Source organism: Haematobacter massiliensis (assembly GCF_000740795.1).
GTDB lineage: Bacteria > Pseudomonadota > Alphaproteobacteria > Rhodobacterales > Rhodobacteraceae > Haematobacter > Haematobacter massiliensis.
The window spans coordinates 197446-214304 of record NZ_JGYG01000003.1 but is presented as its reverse complement, the minus strand read 5'-3'; the positions used below and the strand labels follow the sequence as shown (position 1 = coordinate 214304).

23 protein-coding genes are annotated in these 16859 nt (G+C 62.6%); 14 read left to right on the top strand and 9 right to left on the bottom strand.

Going from position 1 to position 16859, the window contains the following annotated elements:
* Positions 1-21: 21 nt before the first annotated feature.
* The 3 genes from CN97_RS06785 to CN97_RS20590 form a co-directional block, all read right to left on the bottom strand.
* Positions 22-1881 (bottom strand): ParB/RepB/Spo0J family partition protein, encoded by a 1860-nt coding sequence (locus CN97_RS06785; protein WP_035708961.1) that lies wholly within the window; start codon positions 1879-1881, stop codon positions 22-24.
* Positions 1882-1898: 17 nt separating this feature from the next.
* Positions 1899-2228 (bottom strand): hypothetical protein, encoded by a 330-nt coding sequence (locus CN97_RS06780; protein WP_035708959.1) that lies wholly within the window; start codon positions 2226-2228, stop codon positions 1899-1901.
* Positions 2229-2371: 143 nt separating this feature from the next.
* The gene (locus CN97_RS20590; RefSeq protein WP_156969579.1) at positions 2372-2542 is read right to left on the bottom strand and encodes a hypothetical protein; all 171 of its coding nucleotides are present in this window, start codon (positions 2540-2542) and stop codon (positions 2372-2374) included.
* 206 nt (positions 2543-2748) lie between these two features.
* Between CN97_RS20590 and CN97_RS20890 the strand changes: the two genes are divergently transcribed.
* Positions 2749-2958 carry a hypothetical protein gene (locus CN97_RS20890; protein WP_088217291.1) on the top strand — a complete coding sequence of 70 codons (210 nt, stop codon included), beginning with the start codon at positions 2749-2751 and terminating at the stop codon, positions 2956-2958.
* Between the two features lie 4 nt (positions 2959-2962).
* On the opposite strand, the gene CN97_RS20585 is transcribed toward CN97_RS20890, so the two are convergent.
* From CN97_RS20585 to CN97_RS06760, 3 genes are all read right to left on the bottom strand, one after another.
* Complete coding sequence (locus CN97_RS20585; protein WP_131389558.1) at positions 2963-3454, bottom strand: hypothetical protein; 492 nt, start codon at positions 3452-3454, stop codon at positions 2963-2965.
* A 66-nt stretch (positions 3455-3520) separates the two neighbouring features.
* Positions 3521-3829: a hypothetical protein gene (locus CN97_RS06765; protein ID WP_035708955.1), complete on the bottom strand. Its 309-nt coding sequence runs from the start codon at positions 3827-3829 to the stop codon at positions 3521-3523.
* A 176-nt stretch (positions 3830-4005) separates the two neighbouring features.
* The gene (locus CN97_RS06760; RefSeq protein ID WP_051911024.1) at positions 4006-4365 is read right to left on the bottom strand and encodes a helix-turn-helix transcriptional regulator; all 360 of its coding nucleotides are present in this window, start codon (positions 4363-4365) and stop codon (positions 4006-4008) included.
* Positions 4366-4463: 98 nt separating this feature from the next.
* On the opposite strand from CN97_RS06760, the gene CN97_RS06755 reads away from it, so the two are divergent.
* The gene (locus CN97_RS06755; RefSeq protein ID WP_242685187.1) at positions 4464-4661 is read left to right on the top strand and encodes an XRE family transcriptional regulator; all 198 of its coding nucleotides are present in this window, start codon (positions 4464-4466) and stop codon (positions 4659-4661) included.
* 113 nt (positions 4662-4774) lie between these two features.
* On the opposite strand, the gene CN97_RS06750 is transcribed toward CN97_RS06755, so the two are convergent.
* A complete protein-coding gene (locus CN97_RS06750) occupies positions 4775-5341 on the bottom strand; it encodes a hypothetical protein (RefSeq protein WP_035708952.1) in 567 nt (188 codons plus the stop codon).
* Positions 5342-5521: 180 nt separating this feature from the next.
* Between CN97_RS06750 and CN97_RS06745 the strand changes: the two genes are divergently transcribed.
* The 6 genes from CN97_RS06745 to CN97_RS06725 are packed head-to-tail and all read left to right on the top strand — an operon-like array spanning position 5522 to position 8613.
* Positions 5522-5824, top strand: coding sequence for a hypothetical protein (locus CN97_RS06745; RefSeq protein WP_248700069.1), 303 nt, complete (start codon positions 5522-5524; stop codon positions 5822-5824).
* Positions 5821-5973, top strand: coding sequence for a hypothetical protein (locus tag CN97_RS20580; RefSeq protein ID WP_156969578.1), 153 nt, complete (start codon positions 5821-5823; stop codon positions 5971-5973). Before CN97_RS06745 ends, CN97_RS20580 begins: the two co-directional genes overlap by 4 nt.
* Positions 5970-6152, top strand: coding sequence for a hypothetical protein (locus CN97_RS06740; protein WP_035708947.1), 183 nt, complete (start codon positions 5970-5972; stop codon positions 6150-6152). The genes CN97_RS20580 and CN97_RS06740 overlap by 4 nt, the downstream gene beginning before the upstream one ends.
* Positions 6149-6448: a hypothetical protein gene (locus CN97_RS06735; protein ID WP_035708945.1), complete on the top strand. Its 300-nt coding sequence runs from the start codon at positions 6149-6151 to the stop codon at positions 6446-6448. The genes CN97_RS06740 and CN97_RS06735 overlap by 4 nt, the downstream gene beginning before the upstream one ends.
* Complete coding sequence (locus tag CN97_RS06730; RefSeq protein ID WP_131389556.1) at positions 6445-7482, top strand: hypothetical protein; 1038 nt, start codon at positions 6445-6447, stop codon at positions 7480-7482. The genes CN97_RS06735 and CN97_RS06730 overlap by 4 nt, the downstream gene beginning before the upstream one ends.
* Positions 7483-7488: 6 nt before the next feature.
* On the top strand, positions 7489-8613 hold the full coding sequence (locus CN97_RS06725; protein WP_035708940.1) for a DUF7146 domain-containing protein: 1125 nt from the start codon (positions 7489-7491) through the stop codon (positions 8611-8613).
* 3 nt (positions 8614-8616) lie between these two features.
* Here the strand turns inward: CN97_RS06725 and CN97_RS06720 are convergent, their stop codons facing one another.
* Positions 8617-8820: a hypothetical protein gene (locus CN97_RS06720; protein WP_242685185.1), complete on the bottom strand. Its 204-nt coding sequence runs from the start codon at positions 8818-8820 to the stop codon at positions 8617-8619.
* Positions 8821-8824: 4 nt separating this feature from the next.
* A complete protein-coding gene (locus CN97_RS06715; RefSeq protein ID WP_035708934.1) occupies positions 8825-9091 on the bottom strand; it encodes a BrnT family toxin in 267 nt (88 codons plus the stop codon).
* 77 nt (positions 9092-9168) lie between these two features.
* Between CN97_RS06715 and CN97_RS06710 the strand changes: the two genes are divergently transcribed.
* The 6 genes from CN97_RS06710 to CN97_RS06685 all read left to right on the top strand — a co-directional run bounded on the left by CN97_RS06710 (position 9169) and on the right by CN97_RS06685 (position 16857).
* Entirely contained in the window at positions 9169-10992 is a 1824-nt protein-coding gene (locus tag CN97_RS06710) for a DNA primase family protein (RefSeq protein WP_051911023.1), read from the top strand.
* A gap of 406 nt (positions 10993-11398) precedes the next feature.
* Complete coding sequence (nusG, locus tag CN97_RS06705) at positions 11399-12019, top strand: transcription termination/antitermination protein NusG (RefSeq protein WP_165496690.1); 621 nt, start codon at positions 11399-11401, stop codon at positions 12017-12019.
* Between the two features lie 1008 nt (positions 12020-13027).
* On the top strand, positions 13028-13771 hold the full coding sequence (locus tag CN97_RS06700; protein WP_242685184.1) for a hypothetical protein: 744 nt from the start codon (positions 13028-13030) through the stop codon (positions 13769-13771).
* A gap of 100 nt (positions 13772-13871) precedes the next feature.
* The gene (locus CN97_RS06695; protein WP_051911022.1) at positions 13872-14519 is read left to right on the top strand and encodes a terminase small subunit; all 648 of its coding nucleotides are present in this window, start codon (positions 13872-13874) and stop codon (positions 14517-14519) included.
* Positions 14507-16666, top strand: a complete 2160-nt coding sequence (locus CN97_RS06690; RefSeq protein ID WP_051911021.1) for a terminase gpA endonuclease subunit — start codon at positions 14507-14509, stop codon at positions 16664-16666. Before CN97_RS06695 ends, CN97_RS06690 begins: the two co-directional genes overlap by 13 nt.
* Positions 16663-16857 (top strand): phage head-tail joining protein, encoded by a 195-nt coding sequence (locus CN97_RS06685; protein WP_131389608.1) that lies wholly within the window; start codon positions 16663-16665, stop codon positions 16855-16857. The genes CN97_RS06690 and CN97_RS06685 overlap by 4 nt, the downstream gene beginning before the upstream one ends.
* Positions 16858-16859: the final 2 nt, after the last annotated feature.

Genomic DNA, 16859 nt, shown 5'->3' with positions numbered 1-16859 from the left:
ATGGGGCTTTCTTCAGCGGTATCAGGCGGCTTCTTCGTGGGCTGATGGCGCCTCGGCCTCCGATGGCCACTGCAGTTCGGCGGGCAGCCATGCCTCGATCCGCTTGCCGTCCTCCTTCGTCAGGAACAGCGCGTCGCGGAAATCCTGATCGCGGAACAGGCGGTCGAGGTCCTTGGCCTTGAGCGCCTTTTTCATGGACAGCCAGCCGTCTCCGTCCGGCCCGCCGCCCGGGACCAGCTCCGCCCAGATCGCATCGAGCCGCGCCACCGGCAGGCGGGAAAAGTAGTTTTCGGCCGTCGGCGTCCAGCACGCCCGGATGTTCGCCCCGGAGAGTTTTGCCACGAGCGCCGCAAAGTCCCCGTCCTGCGGCTCATAGAGCCGGGCGAGCGCCGTCGTCAGTAGGGCGTTGCGGGCCTTCTTGCCCATGCCTTGGATGTCCAGCAGATGCGCAGGGGAGAGGTCGGTACTTCCGGCACTGCCCTTGTTGACGGCGTCGGCCAGCCGGTCATCCACCGTTGTCGCATCCGCTTTCTCCGGCATGATTTCTTCCGGTGACAGGCTGATCGCGAGCGGGCGATCCCAGTTCCAGACCGGCGCGGTCAGCGCAACGGTGAGCAGGTCCAGCGCAAGTTCCGGCTTTTCCAGCAGCGCTGTCTGGATGGCGAGACGGCGGATGCGGTGCAAATCCTCCACGAGAGAGTTGGACAGCTTCTCCACCTTGGACGTGTCGGCGACGTCCTCGGTTTGCGGCTTCGCTTCCTTTTCCCGCCACGGGCCGCTGAGGATCAGCTGACCCTCGCTGTTGACATAGATGTAGACGCCCGACGTCGCGCGATCTTCATCGGAGATGTCACCTTCGGAGCGCTTCTCCAACTCGTTCAGCCGTTCGATTTCCTCATCGGTCAGATCGCTGGATTCGAGCAGGCGCTCCAGTTCCTCGGCATCCGCCTCCGGAAGATCCACAGGGATCATGTCCACCCTGAGCAGGTCCTGCGTGACGTCGTAGGGCAGACACGCGTTTTCGGCATGGACCTTAGCCCATGCGTATCCCTCTGAAAGCTGAAGTGCCGCAAACTCCTCCAGGCGCTCGCGGAAGAGCTTGTCCAAAAGTGCCTCGTCCAGCAGCGCGACATCGTCGCTGAACAGATCCTCCCGCATTGCGCCGCCGGCACTGCGATAGGTGTCGAGCCCCAGCCATTTGACCCGGCGGTCATCCAGCCGGACGCCGCGCGGGGCAAGGTTGCGGCGGATGTCGGCCGCGCTGATCCCCCATGTTGTGGTGAGCACCCGGCGCAGCTCAGCCAGCAGCGCCTCTTCCGACTGTGCGGAGGTCAGCGCGCCGGCCTGATCCAGCGTGATCTGATTGCCGCGCAGTGCGTCCAGCGCTGCGGCGGGCAGGGTGGCCAGTGTCATGCGCTGGCGGACGTGCCGCTCCGTCACGGCAAAGGCCTTGGCTATGGTGGCCGGATCGGCGCCGGTGGTACTCATTCGGGCATAGGCGCGGACCTCATCGGCCGGGTGCAGCGGCCGGCGGGCCGCGTTTTCGGCGCTGGCCCAGAGGCGGGCGGTGTCCTCATTCTCGGTCAACAGCACGGGAACCGTTACCGCGTCGGCGTCGCGCCCGTCGCGCCCGGCCAGCAGCTGCAATGCCCGCAAGCGCCGCCCGCCGGCGACGATGCCGATGCGGGTTTCTACGGCCATCGGATCGATGCCCAGCTTCCCGACGGGATCGCGGAAGCCCGACAGGTTCTGCAGCAGCCCGAGCTGCGCGATGCTGTCGGCCAGCGCCGCGATCTCCGCATCAGGTGGCGCACTTCGGGTGTTGAGCGGGTGGATATAGAGATCGGACAGCGGCACGAGGGCCGTAACGGGATCGGACATTGTGGTGCTCCTTGCGGTCATCTGACCAGCTCCAGCAGGGCGAAAGCGGCCTGTGCGGCAGTGATGGCGATCAGGGCGATGGCGACAAAGCCGCAGAGGCGGCGCCAGAAGGCCTCGATCAATTCCTCGCCCCGGGTTGCAGGCTGTACGACGACCAGCTTTGCTTCCCTCGCCTGTTCAAGCCGGCTGGCGAGGCGGAGGGCGCAGTGCGGCGTGATCAGAAGGCTTACCGGCCCGCCGTAAACAGCAGCAATCCGCAGGCTATCCGGGAGATTCTGAATGTACTCGTCCGCTGACAGGTTGAATTCGCGGGCGCGTGCAAGATCGTCGGCAAAGGGATCGGACATCACGCGTTCCAATCGTGTTTGAGGGAAAAATCCCGGCCCGCCTGTTGGTATCCGGGGGGATGGCGGGCCGGGAAGGTACGCGCCGGGGACCGAGAGTGGTTGGCGCGGGACCGCAGCCGGGACAGGTGGCTGCGGATTGGGGTTCAGGCCGGGACCGGGCTTCCGGCGGTGAGCATGGCGCGGCGGTTGTCCAGCAGGATGTGCCACGCCTCGGTGCGCAGGTCCTCAGGCAGGCGGGCGGCGAGATCGGTATCCGTCACGGCGCGGCGTGCATGGGCCACGGCAGCGGGGTGAATGGCGATGGGTGTCGTCATGGTGATCCTCCATCGGGGCAGACAAAGTGTCCGGGTGTTCGATGAGGAGAATATAGGTTAAAAAACCTACGTCAAGATAAAAAATAGGACAATAAACCTATGTCAGTTTACATGACGAGCGACTGTATGCCAGAATCACCCTGCCGGCGCCGGGCGGCGGCGCGTGAGGGCGGCATGAAAAAGCCCCCTCGGTGAAGGAGGGGGCTGTGACCACAGCAGAACAGAATGAGGGCCTCTCTGAAGCGAGCGAGCTCAACCTGACGAAGCAGGTGTTGGCATTGGCGCTTCAACTCAGCGAGCTACAGGTAAAGGTGCGGCGTATGAATCGCCGGATCGCAGAATTGGAAAGGGAGATAGAGCCGACCGAGTGTGTTGACACAACACCGTTCCGCGACAGGTCATGGTCCATAGAGTAGTTGGTTAGTCGTCGATTTCCTCGGGTTCTCCTGGGCGGCCAAAGCCGACTGAGCTCTGTTGAAGGTCAATACTTTTGGGGCCGTTGTCCGTCCGTCTTCTTTTTATATAGTCCCCTATACGATAGCCATCAGTGGCGAACTCGAAATCGACCGCCCGGTGTTCGTCGAATACAGTTTCGTATTCAAGGACACCGACTACGCCGATAAGAACACGCATCGTGTTTGTTTCGTTATCCAAGGCGACTGCCTTGTGTATAGCCATCACTGTAGGAAGATTTCCGACGCTCAGGGTCCGCTCTGCGCCCGCCTGAGGGCCGCTGTAGTATGAACTCGTGAAAGTATGTCGAAGGTGATCTTTGTGGCCGCCCTTCTCAAGGTGCTCACGAACGAAGATTTCAGCCATAATCCGAAAGCGCCGTCCGGGGGTTTGCCCGGTATTTCGGACCGAGGCGGTGAAGCCATAGGCTTCCAGAGATTGTTCTCCTTGCTTCGGCACGGTCCGTCCGCGGTAGGAAACAGATAGCTTGGAGACACTGAGATAGGCGCGAGCATGGTCCCGAGATTACAGCTCCTGAACCTCTACTGCACGAAGGGCCGCATTCGTTGCTTCTCTGGACGACTGAAGCGTCTTGAAGAGTGCGATCAGGCCCAGGGCAGTGGCGATGAGAGAGCCAAGGGAAATTGCAGCGGATAGACGTGCAATCGAAACTGCTTCACGGTTCCAGATGTCCTCGGGGCTGATGCGCGGAGAGGTCGTCTCTGCTTCCTTCGAAATGGTCTGCAATTCACCATAGAGGGACTGTGCAGCGAGATGCTGTGCGAGAATCCATACCACCGGAGTGAGAGCAAGGAACAATGCAACATAGGCCATGGGTCCTTGCCAGAGTGAGCGGGGGATATTTCCAAGCTTGCTCCACTTGGAGCGATAGCCGGGTCTTTGTGTCTCCATGACCGATAAGACTCTCTACCTTGACCGAATCTCAGACATGTTGTTGCTTTGTTCTCATTATGATGTGGTAAATTCAAAGGGTTAAGTGGTGAGACAGGTTACTGATTGGAATGAGATTTTGACGCAGCTGCGAGAGATTGTTGCTCAGCCCGCTGGTGAGCGTCGTGCATACCTCTTGCGGCAGCTAGCAGCATCTCCCGCTCTGCGGGTTCTAGTTGATCAAGCAGAAACAGAACCTCGGATACGACGGGATCGTGCTGCTCAGACATAAACGTCTCCACTGTCTCTCCGAGAGCGCGGCATATCTTGATCGCCGTATCGATCCTCGGATTCCGATGAAACTTGATCATCTGCCGGATTGTGCTGTTGTCCAATCCGGCAGCTTTCGCGAGCCCTGCCTCGCTAAGAGACGGGTCTGCTGCGATGCGGTCTGAAAGGATGTCTACGAAGTCGCGCATAGGAAAAATATCCTATCCCCAAGAAGTTGGGGCAATCGGATTAAAAACCGTTGACGATATAGGTTTTTAAACCTAGTCTCCGCCTCATGGAACACCTCATGAGCGAAATCAGGTTGTACGCTGCGGCGCGGGGCATCCTCCCTTCCACCGTGCTGCAGAATGCAGCCAATCTCGGCGGTACCACTTGGTCGAAGTGGGAGGCGGGAACCGCGTCCTGCACGATGAAGGTCGCGGAGAAAGTTCGCGCCTACATGGCGGCCAATCCTCCCGAAGAAAAAACCGAGGCGGCGGAATGACTTTGCCCTCATCCGCCGCCCCTCACTCAACATTGGAGACAGATCGTGACCGGAGACGAAATCCTTATGCTGATCAATCTGATCGCGCTGCTCATTCAGGTGGCGGCGGTGATCTACCAGATACGTACGCTCTGGCTCTTGCTGAGGTGACGGCGGTCGAGCCAGCGGTAGCGGATAGTCAGCCGGCGTGGCAGCCGGCCCTTGGCGAGGATTTCGAAGCGTGTCTTGCGCGCGGGGGGCACATGCAGGTCGAGGCCAGAGATGCGTCGACGCGCTGTGACGCCCGCGTCGGTCTTCGGAAGATGCTTTGTAGTTCTGCTCCGCATCTCTCCGGTGATGTACTCTTGGTAGTGGGTCTCGGTCTCCTCCATAAGCCGCTGGCTCATTTCCACCCGTCCCGGCTGGAACCATGGGATGGAGATGCTCTCGATGGTGAGCGTGGCCGGGCCACTGCTCGTCGCGTCGATGCGAATCTTGTGCCAGCCGGGCCAAGGGTCGTCGGAGAAAGTTCTCACTTCGAACACAGGCGTGGGGCGCATGAGGGCCCTGCGGGCGGCTTGGGCCGAAACGGCGGCGGCACCCGCGCTGATCCCCATGAACAGGATGTTTGCGCCGGTGATCCATGCATTCCCGTTTTGTGTGAGGACATCCCAAGTGTGCTGTAGTGCAAGCCAAGTCATGCAGAAGTCGCCTCGTGCCGGTGATACCGCGGCGATCTTGTGCTGCGCGGTGCAGCCAGTCGAGCCGAAAGGTTCTGTCTTCACTCTTAGAAACGAGGCGGCGGAATGACATTGCCCTCATCCGCCGCCCCTCACTCTCTACGTGGTCACCCTGAACGGGACCAGCATGGAGCGTATTGCGTGGAAAAGTCTTGCCGAAAATCGACGGGCGTGGCGACGGTCGCGGCTCAGGATGAAGAGGCGGAGTTGCAGAGGTTCGCGCGCCTTCTTCGCAAGGCATTTCCGGGGGCTGCCTCGGACCACGAACTGTCCGAAACCGCCGCCGCCGTGCTGTCCACGCGTCGCCGCAATGTCCAGCCGAAGACCGTCCGCAACTGGCTGAACGGGGATAACACGCCGCATTTCCGCCATGTCATGCGGGTGCTCGCCATCGCTGGCGCGGAAGGGGTCTTCGGCCTGCTCGACCCGGAGGATCGCGCATGAACACGTTATTCTGGATCCTGCACCGCCTCTACCGCGTCCGCCAGCATCGCGCGGAGCGTAAGGCGCTGCGGTTCAAAAAAAAGGCGGAAAAGTTTTTCCACTTCGTCAAGCCCAAGGCTGTGGAAAATGCAGAGGAGCAGGTCGAATGACGGATCGTGTGCCAGCGGATGACGAGTGCCACCGCGCACTGTGCGAGCGTGAGAGCGCGGGGTCGGCCGATCTGGCCTTCCTCCTGACCGGCGGAATAGCCACTCCGGTCGTGATGGTGGGAAAAATCCTTCCGTTTGCGCCGGTATTCCGGCCTGTCAGGGCTTCCGGCGCCCGATGACCCACACCTTCACCTCGATCGGCAAGGCGGCGGCGCGGGTTGGCCATCGCGCCACGCTCCGCGCCCAGCTGCTGGAGCATCTGCGGTCGGTGGGTGGGGTGCGCACGCTCTCTGAACTGGCGGAGGAACTGGGGCGGGATTGCACGCTGCTCCGCGCCGATCTGGATTTTCTCGAAGCGGCGTCGCTGGTCTGGCGGCGCGACATGACGTGGGCCCCGTTCGGGGTCGAGCTGACGGAACCCTGCTGGTGGGCACCGCGCGTGCCGATGCCGGCGCAACCCGAGGGCAGATCATGAATCTGGACGATATGAGTGCGGATGACCTGAAGGAACTGAACAAGTCGTTGTCCCTGATCGGGCGGGCGGCGGAAACGCTGGCGGCACTGCCTGCCTCGGTCGAGGGCGGTGTGCGGATCAGCCTGCAGCCCGGTGGGGTGGCGGTGCTGGCAACGGCATGGATGATGCCGGAGTGCCGGGAGGGCGGGTGCACCTGCGCCGGGGATGTGGGTGAGCTGGTGGTCGACGATCTGGTGGTGCGCGGCTTGGAGGATCTGCAGCGTCCTATTCTCGCGGATGGTCCCCCCGCCGCACCGGCAGCGTCACCGCCGGAAACGGGTGAAAGCCCCGAGGCGATCCCACGCGCCGAAGCTCCGGTCGGGGAGGTGGCTCCGGCTGCCGCTCCGGCCGGGGAACCCTCCTGTGCATCCAATCAGCTGGCGCAGGTCTGGACCGAAGACGACGAAGCGTTGCTCATCGATCTGGTGGCGGAGCGTCTGGCCGCTGGGGATACCCGAAAGGCCGCACTGGAAGTGGGCGCGGCGGCGATCGGGCGGACGCCGTCCGCCAGCGATTTGCGTCTGCGGTCGAAGCTGGAAGAGCGGCTGCAGGCGGCCATTGAAAATCATCGTGCTGAGCGCGCGAGACGAAACGCGGCGCTGGAGCGCATGGCCGTGGCTGCGGCAGAGAAGCCCGCGCCGGTTGCATCTGCGCCGCCCGCAACCCCCGCGCCGAAACCGGAAGCGCCCGCGCCATCTGAGGAGGAGTTGACCATCGCGCAGCGCGGCATCCTGCTGTCCCTGCGCAAGCTGGGCGGTCGCAAGGGGTTTGACCCGGAAACCGATCTGGAGATCGTCGAAGGCTTTGCGCGGGGCACGAAAGCCGCCGTGCTGGCGCTCGACCTCGATCTCGATTCCGCGCTGATGGTGTCGCGATTCAAAGACCTGACCTCCGTGATCCGTGATGATCGGGGTCTCCTGACGATCAACGGGCAGGCGGACCTCATGCAGGTGCTGCGCCACATGGTCAGGGAGGCGCGCGGCGTCGCCGCGTGACCCGGTATGGTCAGCGTTTCCGACGATCCGCGCCGCGCCGAGGCGTTGGCGATGGACATCGCCGAGATTGCCGACCGGCTTGCCATTCAGGGGCTCAAACGCGCCGGTGCGCGTGAACTGACCGGCTCCTGTCCGCAATGCGGCGGGCGGGACCGGTTTTCGATCAACACCGCCAAGCGGGTGTTCAACTGCCGCCACTGCGGCGGCACGGGCGGCAATATCGATCTGGCGATGTTTGTCCTCAGCCTCGATTTTCCAGCTGCCCTGACGTGGCTGTGCGGGGAGCGGGACGGGATATCGGAGGCGGAGCGCCGGGAGCGCATCGCCCGGGCGGAGGCCAACCGGGCGCGCAATGAGCGGCGGGCAGAGGCGGAGCGGCAGCGCGCCATTGCCGGTGCGCGTGATATCTGGTCGGCCGGGGTGCCGGCTGAGGATACGCCGGTGCGGGATTATCTCGCCCTGCGGGGTGTGCCGCGTGAGCGGTTTCCGCGCCTGCCGGCGTCGCTGAGGTATCACCCCGATCTGGCCTATACGATCCAGATCGGCGGCACATGGGTAGAGGTCCATCGCGGACCCGCCATGCTCGCTGCGATCCAAGCGCCGAATGGGCGGTTTCAGGGGGTGCATCGCACCTGGCTGGACCTGTCCCGCCCGAAGGGCAAGCCGGTGATCCTGCATCCCGAGACCGGCGAGCCGGTCAAGGTCAAGAAATCCCTCGGCTCGGTGAAGGGCGGGGCGATCCGCCTGACGCTCCCGGCCCGGGTGATGGTGATGGGCGAGGGGATTGAGACGACGGCCTCGGCCCTCGTTGCGGATGTGCCGCCGGGCGCCGGGTATTGGGCGGGAGTGTCGCTCGGCAATATGGCGGGCAGCCGGAAGCTGGGGGAGGGGATGCGGTACGCCGGTATCCCGGACCTGACGGACCGCGCCGCCTTCGTGCCGCCGCCCGGAACGGAGCGGCTGATTTTCATACAGGACGGGGATTCGGAGCCGCGGCTGACGCGGGCGCAGCTGCTGTCAGGCCTGCGCCGCGCGATGGTCCTCCGCCCCGGTCTGCAAGGGCAGATCGTCCATGCCGGGACAGGCGTGGACCTCAACGATGTACTGATGGGGCAGGAAGATGACCTCTGAACTTTATCCCGCCAGCGCTTTGCGGATGGCCTCGTTCACGAACGCGCTCTTGTTGCCAAGTTCGGCAAGCCGGGCGGCTACGTCCGCGTCAATCATCAGGTTCATGCGCACCTTTCTTTCTTCGGCCGGCATGGGCGGTCGGCCCCGCCGGGCGGTGGAGAAGAACGCATCGCCCAGTTCGCGGACTTCGCCATCCTTGCCGATCATCGGATCATTCCTGCTCATATCGCTTCCTTTCCCTTGTATTGGCCTTGCGCAGGCTGATCACCCGCAGGGCATCGCCGCGGATACACCACGCCACCACGCAAAGCCGGTTCCGGATCGGGACGAGGCTGACGAACCGGCGTTCGGCATAGTCCTCGCGCAGGTCCTCGGCGGTCAGGGCGCTGTCCCAGTCAGCCTCGGCCACACTGGCGAAGTCCAGCCCGCGCTCCCGCAGGGTCCAGTCTCGCTTCGCATCGTCCCAATCGAGTTTCATAGGTTTTATATACACACCAAAAATGCCCCGCGCAATATGGATGTGTATGGAAAAGAAAACCGATTGAGGTCAGAAAAATGACCGATCGTGTCGAAAGCGTCCGCTCCATCATGTCCAATCCTGAGGACGTGGATCTGCCTGAGGGCATGGATGTGGCGCCGGAAGACGGCGGCAATAGCCCGTCGCCCGAAGACCCCGCACCCCGTGATGAGGGTGAGCCGGATGAGCCTCCGGCAGCCCGCTGCGTTGACCTGCCGCTCAATGACCACGGCAATGGTCAACGGCTGATCGCGCATTTTGGCTCCAATCTGGCCAATGTCAAACGGGTCGGCTGGTTCGTGTGGGATGACACCCGGTATGTCGCCGATCCCGATGACGTTGCCGTGCGTCGTCTCGCACACCGGATGACGGAGCTGATCGAGGCCGAAGTCGAATACATGGTGCTGCCGGATGCCGAGGCGGATATCCTCGCGGAAGCTGAGCAGATGGCGGTGATTCTGGATGAGATCGGGGTGATCCCGGCCAAGGACAGGACGCCCGACCAGCTGGATCAGATGATCGCCGCGAACCGGGTGATTGCGGCTGGCAAGGAGATCAAGGACCGGCGCGACAAGTCGATCGGTCGTAGGCTCACCCATGCCAAGAACGCCGGAAACAGCAATACGATCAATAACATGATTACCGAGGCAGGCGCGATCATCGCGCGTCCGCTGGAAGACCTCGATGCCGATCCGCTGGTGATCAACACGCTGGGCGGTGTTCTGCGGTTCCGGACGGAGCCCAACACCGAGGATGATGGCGGCATGTATGCGCCGCCGCCCAAAGTCATCGTCGAGCGGCTCGATCACAGCCGCGATCAGCTGCTGACCAAGATCATGCCGGTTGGCCTCGATCCCGCTGCCAAATGCCCGACCTTCGTGGCCTTTCTCAACCGGATCCAGCCCTCGCGCGAGATGCAGGGGTTTATCCAGCGCTGGTTCGGATATTCGATGACCGGCCTCACGCTGGAGCAGGTCTTTGCGTTCTTCTACGGCGCAGGTGCCAACGGTAAATCCGTGCTCGTCGATCTGATGGCCCGGATCATGGGCGACTATGCTGCCTCGGCCAAGATCGAGTCAATCACCGGCCGCAGTCGTCGCGGCGGCGGCGATGCCACCCCGGACCTCGTGCCGCTGATCGGTGCGCGATTTGTCCGGACCTCCGAACCCGATCAGGGACAGCAGCTGCAGGAAGGCCTGATCAAGGAGCTCACCGGCGGCGAGCCCATCATGGTGCGGTCGCTCAACGAGAACTTCATCACCGTCTATCCGTTCTTCAAGCTCACGATCTCCGGCAACCACCGTCCGGAGATCAGGGGCGGTGATGACGGCATCTGGCGCCGGGTGATGCTCGTCCCCTTCGAGGTGCAGATACCACCCGATGAGCGTGATCCAGACCTGGGCGACAAGCTCTATGCAGAGCGGGACGGTATCATGAACTGGCTCGTGCAGGGGCTGCGGGATTACCTATCACATGGGCTGCAGATACCCGACCAGGTGCTGAGCGCCACGGCGGAGTACCGGGAGGACAGCGATCCGCTGGCGACCTTCCTGACGCAGGTCTGTGGCGTCTCCGGCAAGCCCGAGCACTCCATGCGCGCCAAGATGCTGCAGGAGGCGTTCGCCTACTGGCTCGATGAGGGAGGGCGCGGCGTGTGGAAGCCCCGCACCATCTTCAATGGGCTGAGCGCCAAGCAAGGCAAATGGCGCAGTCCCGCAACCGGTCAGACCTTCACCCGGCGCAAGACGTCGGATGCCTATTACGACGGGATCGCCCTTCTGGAGCCCTTCAAGAGCCGCTTCGAGGAGTATCAGACAGTTCTAGCCCGCGCCGAGTTCCGCAGGTCCGGGGACTTGATATGACGCCCCGCACCCCGCTTTCGCTCGAAATCAGGGACGTCAGGGACGTCCGGGGCACAGCGGAGGGGCGACGTCCCTTGAGCCGGGGTCCGGGGGAAAGCCTGCGAAATCAGCGGGATGAAGCTGGGTCAGGGACGACAGGGACGTCAGGGACGACGATGCGCGCACGCGCGTGTGGTGATGGAGACTACGAAGGGTGCGGGGGATCGCTGTTCATGCGTAGCGTGGAAACGTCGTCCCTGACGTCCCTGTCGTCCCTGATTATCAGCAGGTCATTGATTTCACGTGTTTATCTTCCCTCTCATCCCACATCCTGTCGTCCCTGAAAAATCATCTGTCGTCCCTGACGTCCCTAAGAAGAACAAACGAAAACAAGATGCTGATAAAGCGGCAAACGGAGGCACAAGATATGGATTTCAGCGCAAAAGGTCTGAGTGTCGGGGATGTCGTGGCGGCTGGTGGGGGGCTTGCCCCCGTCTTCGTGGCGGGTCCGGCGCGGTGGTATGCGCTGCGGGTGTCGCCCCAGCGGGAGGATCAGGCGGAGGCGTGGCTGCGGAGACGGGGGGTCTATGCCTTCCACCCGGTGCTGATGCGTCGGGTCCATCGCATGGGCAAGGCGCGGGACTATGCGCGCCGCTATCTGCCGGGCTATGTGTTCGCGCGATTCCCGGGTCAGGCCGTGCCGCACCGGCTGGTCGGTCGCTGTGGGATCACCGGCGCCATCTGCTGCGCCGATGGGTCATGGGGCATTCTGGAGCCATCCGACCTGCGCGCCCTCCATGCGATGCGCAAGGTCGATGCTGACAGCGATGAGGAGCGCCGTGCGCTCCGTGCTGCACAGAAGCGGGCTCGCTCGATCCGGGTGGGTGAGCAGGCGATGTTTCGGAGTGGTCCGTTTGCCGGGACGCAGTGCGAGGTGGTTGAGCTTAGGGCTGATGATGGAGCGAAGGTTATCGTGACGATCTTCGGCCGGAAAACGTCCGCAGACGTATCTGTCGCCGATCTCGTCAACATTAAACGGTCCTGTTGACAGTCTCGATAGGCTGTGAGTATGTTTCTGTTATAGACTTATGTTGGCAAGCCCGCCCCCAAAGGGGGCCTTGCGCCCCAACTGGTGGTCGGTGACGCGGGGTTTCTAAACTCGTGACACGGGGTTATAATGTCCTCACTATCGATGGAAGCTAAGGAATGGTTGCGGGTCAATGACCCGGCGCGCCGGTTCAGAGCTAAGAAATACAAGGCGATGGTTGCTCACAAGCGTGGAAAGATCGCGCTGGGGCCAGCAGCCTCTTCAGTAGCTATCGACAGAAAGGCGAGAGATGAAGAACCGGTCCAGTCAGGTCGCTTTCATGCTGCACCGCCGTCCGCTTTGGCATTCCTGAAACAGAACGTAGGGTTTCAGGGTGAAGACTGTCTGTTCATGCCGTTTGCGAATGGAGTTTCGCCGCGTAAAGTGAAATTCCGTGGAAAGCCTACGCCATGCTCGCGGGTAATGTGCACTCTAGCTCATGGTGAACCTTCCATAGAACGGCCGCTATCTCGGCATTTGTGTGGAAATGGGCATCTGTCGTGTGTCAATCCTGCGCATCTTGCATGGGGCAGCGATTTCGACAACGCCTGTGACGCTCAAGTCCATCGGTGCATGGCGTTGTCATCAGCTGCAGAAAAGGCTGAGGCCGCAAAGCTCGCTGAGGCCTTAAGAGAGAAGTGCCGGAAGTAAACTCTCTGACAGCCTGTAATGTGCCCTGAGGGATGTCCTTGGGGCCTTTTGCTTTTCTGGAGTATCGTATGGGCTACTCGCCTAACATAATGGTCGCTCCATGCCCGGGCTGTGGCGCAAGGCCGAAGGTGCATACCCGCATCATCAGGTTCGCCGCGCAGCTGAGATGTAAGTGCGGCATCGCCGGGCAGTGGGTGCAATTGAGAGATGTAACGGACAACCCGTGGAATGCTGCGTCTAGAGGCTGGGATGTGATCGCAGGACGGATCATGCCGCGCTTTCGGACCCCTCGGAAAGACTGAAAGCAGCGGGGACATCATGATCGAACTGACGCTCGACGACGGCGGCTTTCAGAAGGCGCTTCGTCAGTTGGCAACCAAAGATGTCGCTATCGCGGCGACATGGGCCATCAACGATACCGCGGCGGATGTGCTGGGCAAGGTGCAGGCCAACGTACGCGAGCGCTTCGACCGTCCGACCCGCTTTACTCAGAACGCATTCGCAGTGGTGAAGAAAGCCCGGCCCAATGAGCTTGAGGCGGTGGTGGGTGAGCGTCCCTCTGTGTCGCAGCGCCATTACCTCAAGGTGCAGGAGCGGGGCGGTCAACGCGGAATGACCGGGACGGAGAAGCTTATTTCCCTCGCGACGCCGACGCACATGGATATCCGGGGGGTGCTGCCTGCTGACGAGGCCAAGCTCGATGCCTTCGGCAACTGGTCGAGCGGGGAGCGCAACCGGGCGCTGTCAGCGATCCGTGCTCAGCGGGACGTGACAGCAAACACCACCATCGCATCGAAGAAGCGTCACAAGACACGGGCGACCTACTTCATTCCGCGCACCGGCCTCACGCCGGGCATCTATCGGAAGGACAGCACGGGCGCGATCGGGATCGTCGCGGTGTTCACTTCGAAGGTGCCGACGTATCGCCGCCGCCTCGGGTTCATGGACGGGGCGGAGGAGGCGTATCGGACGCGTCTGCCCCTGCACCTGCGCCGGACCCTCGCCCGGATGGTCGAAAAGAGGGGTCTGGGTCCTTCCGGGCTGGATTCTGCACGCGGGTAATTCGCACCCCGGTTCGTGCGCGTTTTTTTAGTTTTCCGCACCTTAACAAGAGGTTGTTGTTGTGGTTCCCGAGGTAAGTCAACCTGAAACTCCGGAGCTGATGCCGGTCGAGGTCGACGATGCGATGCGGGACCTGTTGTCCCGGTTTCCTTTGCCGCATGGCGTCGAGGATGCCGATTGCAGTCAGGAGGAAATCGCCCAGGCGTTCAACATGTCGGTAAACACGGTCGCGACATGGATAAAACAAGGCGGGATGCCGGTGGTGCAGCACGGCGGCAACGGTCGCCGTTACATCATCCGGCTGTCCCACTGCTGGGCGTGGCGCAAGGCGATGGAAGCGCAGGAGGATACCAGAGACCGGCATAACAAGGCGCAGATCACGGCGCTTCAAGCATCTTTCCTTGGCCTCGAAGTTACCGATCCACGCGCGGAGATGACGCCACAGCAACGCCGCGAAGCAGCTATGGCTGATATCGCGTGGTCAAAGGCCGCGCACATGCGCCGCCAGCTGGTCCCGCTTGGGGATGTGGTCAATCTGCTCGAAAGCCTGTTTCAGATCGTGCGCGATGGCGTCGAGGCGATGCCGGATCGCCTCGAACGGGAGCTGAGCCTGAAACCGGATCAGGTGTCGGCAGTGGTTCGCGTCGGAGACGACGTGTTGCGCGCCATGACCGAGGCCGTGGAAGAGGCGGAACTCAAGGAACGGGATGTGCCGGATGTCGACGTTCAGGAACGATGGCTGATCTGAGCGGCGCGCCGGTCTCGGCTCCGCGTGGGGTTGAGCCGCTTCCTGCGTATACCGATCCGCGGTCGGCGCTGAAGATCGCACTGCCATCGCTGCGACCAGCCGCGCGCATCAGCGTCACCGAATCGGCAGAACGCTACATGCGGGTGAACGTCTCTGGTCAGTGGCAGCCCTTCCGCGCGGATGTCGCGCCCTACATGGTCGAACCGACCGATATGTCGGCGTCGCGCCGGTTCAGGGGTCTCGTCTTTGCCGGGCCTTCGCAGTCGGGAAAAACGCTGATGTTGCAGACGGTCGCAGCCCATGCCGTCATGTCGGACCCGGGCCGGGTGGCAATCTTTCAGATGACGCGGGATGCTGCCGCGCTCATGGAGCGGGAAAAGATTGCGCCGGTGATTTACAACAGCCCGGCGCTGCGCGGCCGGCTGGCCAAGGGACGGGGATCGGACACGATCTTCCAGAAGCTTTTTGTCGGCGGCACCCATCTGACCCTCGATTGGCCGACGCCGGAGAAACTCGCCTCGACCACGGTCCGCACGCTGCTCGCGACGGATTTCGACCGTCCGGCTTGGGGAAATGGTACAATCGGAGACGGTGATCCCTACACGCAAATGCGGGCCCGTACCCGGACCTATCTTTCGCGCGGAATGGTTGTCATTGAGAGCAGCCCGGGCGCGCCGATCGAGGATGAAAGCTGGCGACCCCAATCGCCGCATGACTGCCCGCCCGTCAGGTATGGGGTACTGTCGCTATATCCAGGCGGGACCCGTGGACGGTGGTACGTACCATGTCCAGATTGCGGGGCGATGTTCGAAATGACGTTCGCACGTCTGGTTTACCCCGATTCCGCGGACCCAGTAGAGGCCGGGGAGGCGGCCCGGATGCGATGCCCGCATTGCCACGAGACGTTCGGGCATGACCTGAAGCGCGAACTGAATGGCGCGGGGTGCTGGTATCACGAGAGCACTCCGGACGAAGGTGGCCGGATAGACCTCGTCCGTGTCGATGACGGTAATCTTCGCCGCACCGATCTGCTCAGCTACTGGCTCGACGGGGCGAGTGCGGCGTTTGCCAGCTGGGCGGAGCTGGTCACCGCCTACCGGCAGGCAGAGGATCATTTCGACGCAACCGGCGACGAAGAAAAGCTCCGCGCCACGGTAAGCACGGGGCAGGCGCAGCCCTATCGCCCCCGCACTGCGAGCTCCGAGATGGAGATCACGCTGCAGGGACTGAAGGACAAGGCGCAGGGGATCGACACGCCGAAAGGTGTGGCACCATCATGGGCGAAGTACCTGACCATCTCGGTTGACGTTCAGGGCGGCCGCTTTCCGGTGGGAGTGACGGCGTGGGGGGAAGGCGGGCGACATCAGCCGATCGACCGCTTCGACCTGATCCAGCCCCCTGCTGGTGCGCCCGGATCGTCCGGTCGGGCCTTGCGGCCCTTCGAGATCGCGGAAGACTGGATCGTTCTGGAGGCGCTGTCGACACAGGTCTGGCCGGTCGATGGCGCGGACTGGGGTCTGCGGGCCGTCGCCATCGCTGTCGACATGCATGGTGGCGGTGCGACCACGGACCATGCTTATCGCTTCTACAGGGCGCGTCGGAAGGCGGGGGAGGGAAAGCGCTGGTTCCTGACGCGGGGAAACGGTGGTCTCCACCACACGGACCGGGTCTGGCTGCGGGCGCCAGAACGCGCGAGCGGCAAGCGGCGGGTGGCGAGCGACATCAAGATTCTCAATATGGCTACCGACAAGCTGAAGGATGCGGTGGCTGCATCGTTGCGCCTGACAGATGACGGCCAGAACCTCTGCGTCGTACCCGGCTGGATGGAAGTATCGGAACTGACGGAATTCACGGCGGAACGCCGCGGCACGTCGGGCTGGGAGAAACGGCCCGGGATGGTACGGAACGAGAGCCTCGACCACCTCGTGCAGGCGCGTGCTCTTCATATCCACCTCGGTGCCGAAAAGATCGACTGGTCCGCGCCGGCGAAACCATGGGCGATCCTGTCGGAGGAGAATGAGTTCGTTGTGCGAGTCGGAACGAAAACAGACCCGGTGCCCGAGACGGCAGATCAAGCATCTGTCCAGCCCTCTGGCCGCGTTGCGGCGCGCGGAGGGTGGATCAAGCGAAGGGACAAATGGCTGTGAGCTACACCGTTGAACAGTACCAGACCCTTTGCAGCGCAATCGCTAAGGGCGTGACCTCACTAGAGCAGAACGGCGAGAAGGTGACGTACCGGAGCCTGGCGGAGATGCGCCAGATCAAGCGCGAGATGGAACAGGGCCTCGGGCTCGTCCCATCTCCGCGCACCCATTACCCGGCGTTCCGCAAGGGGTGACA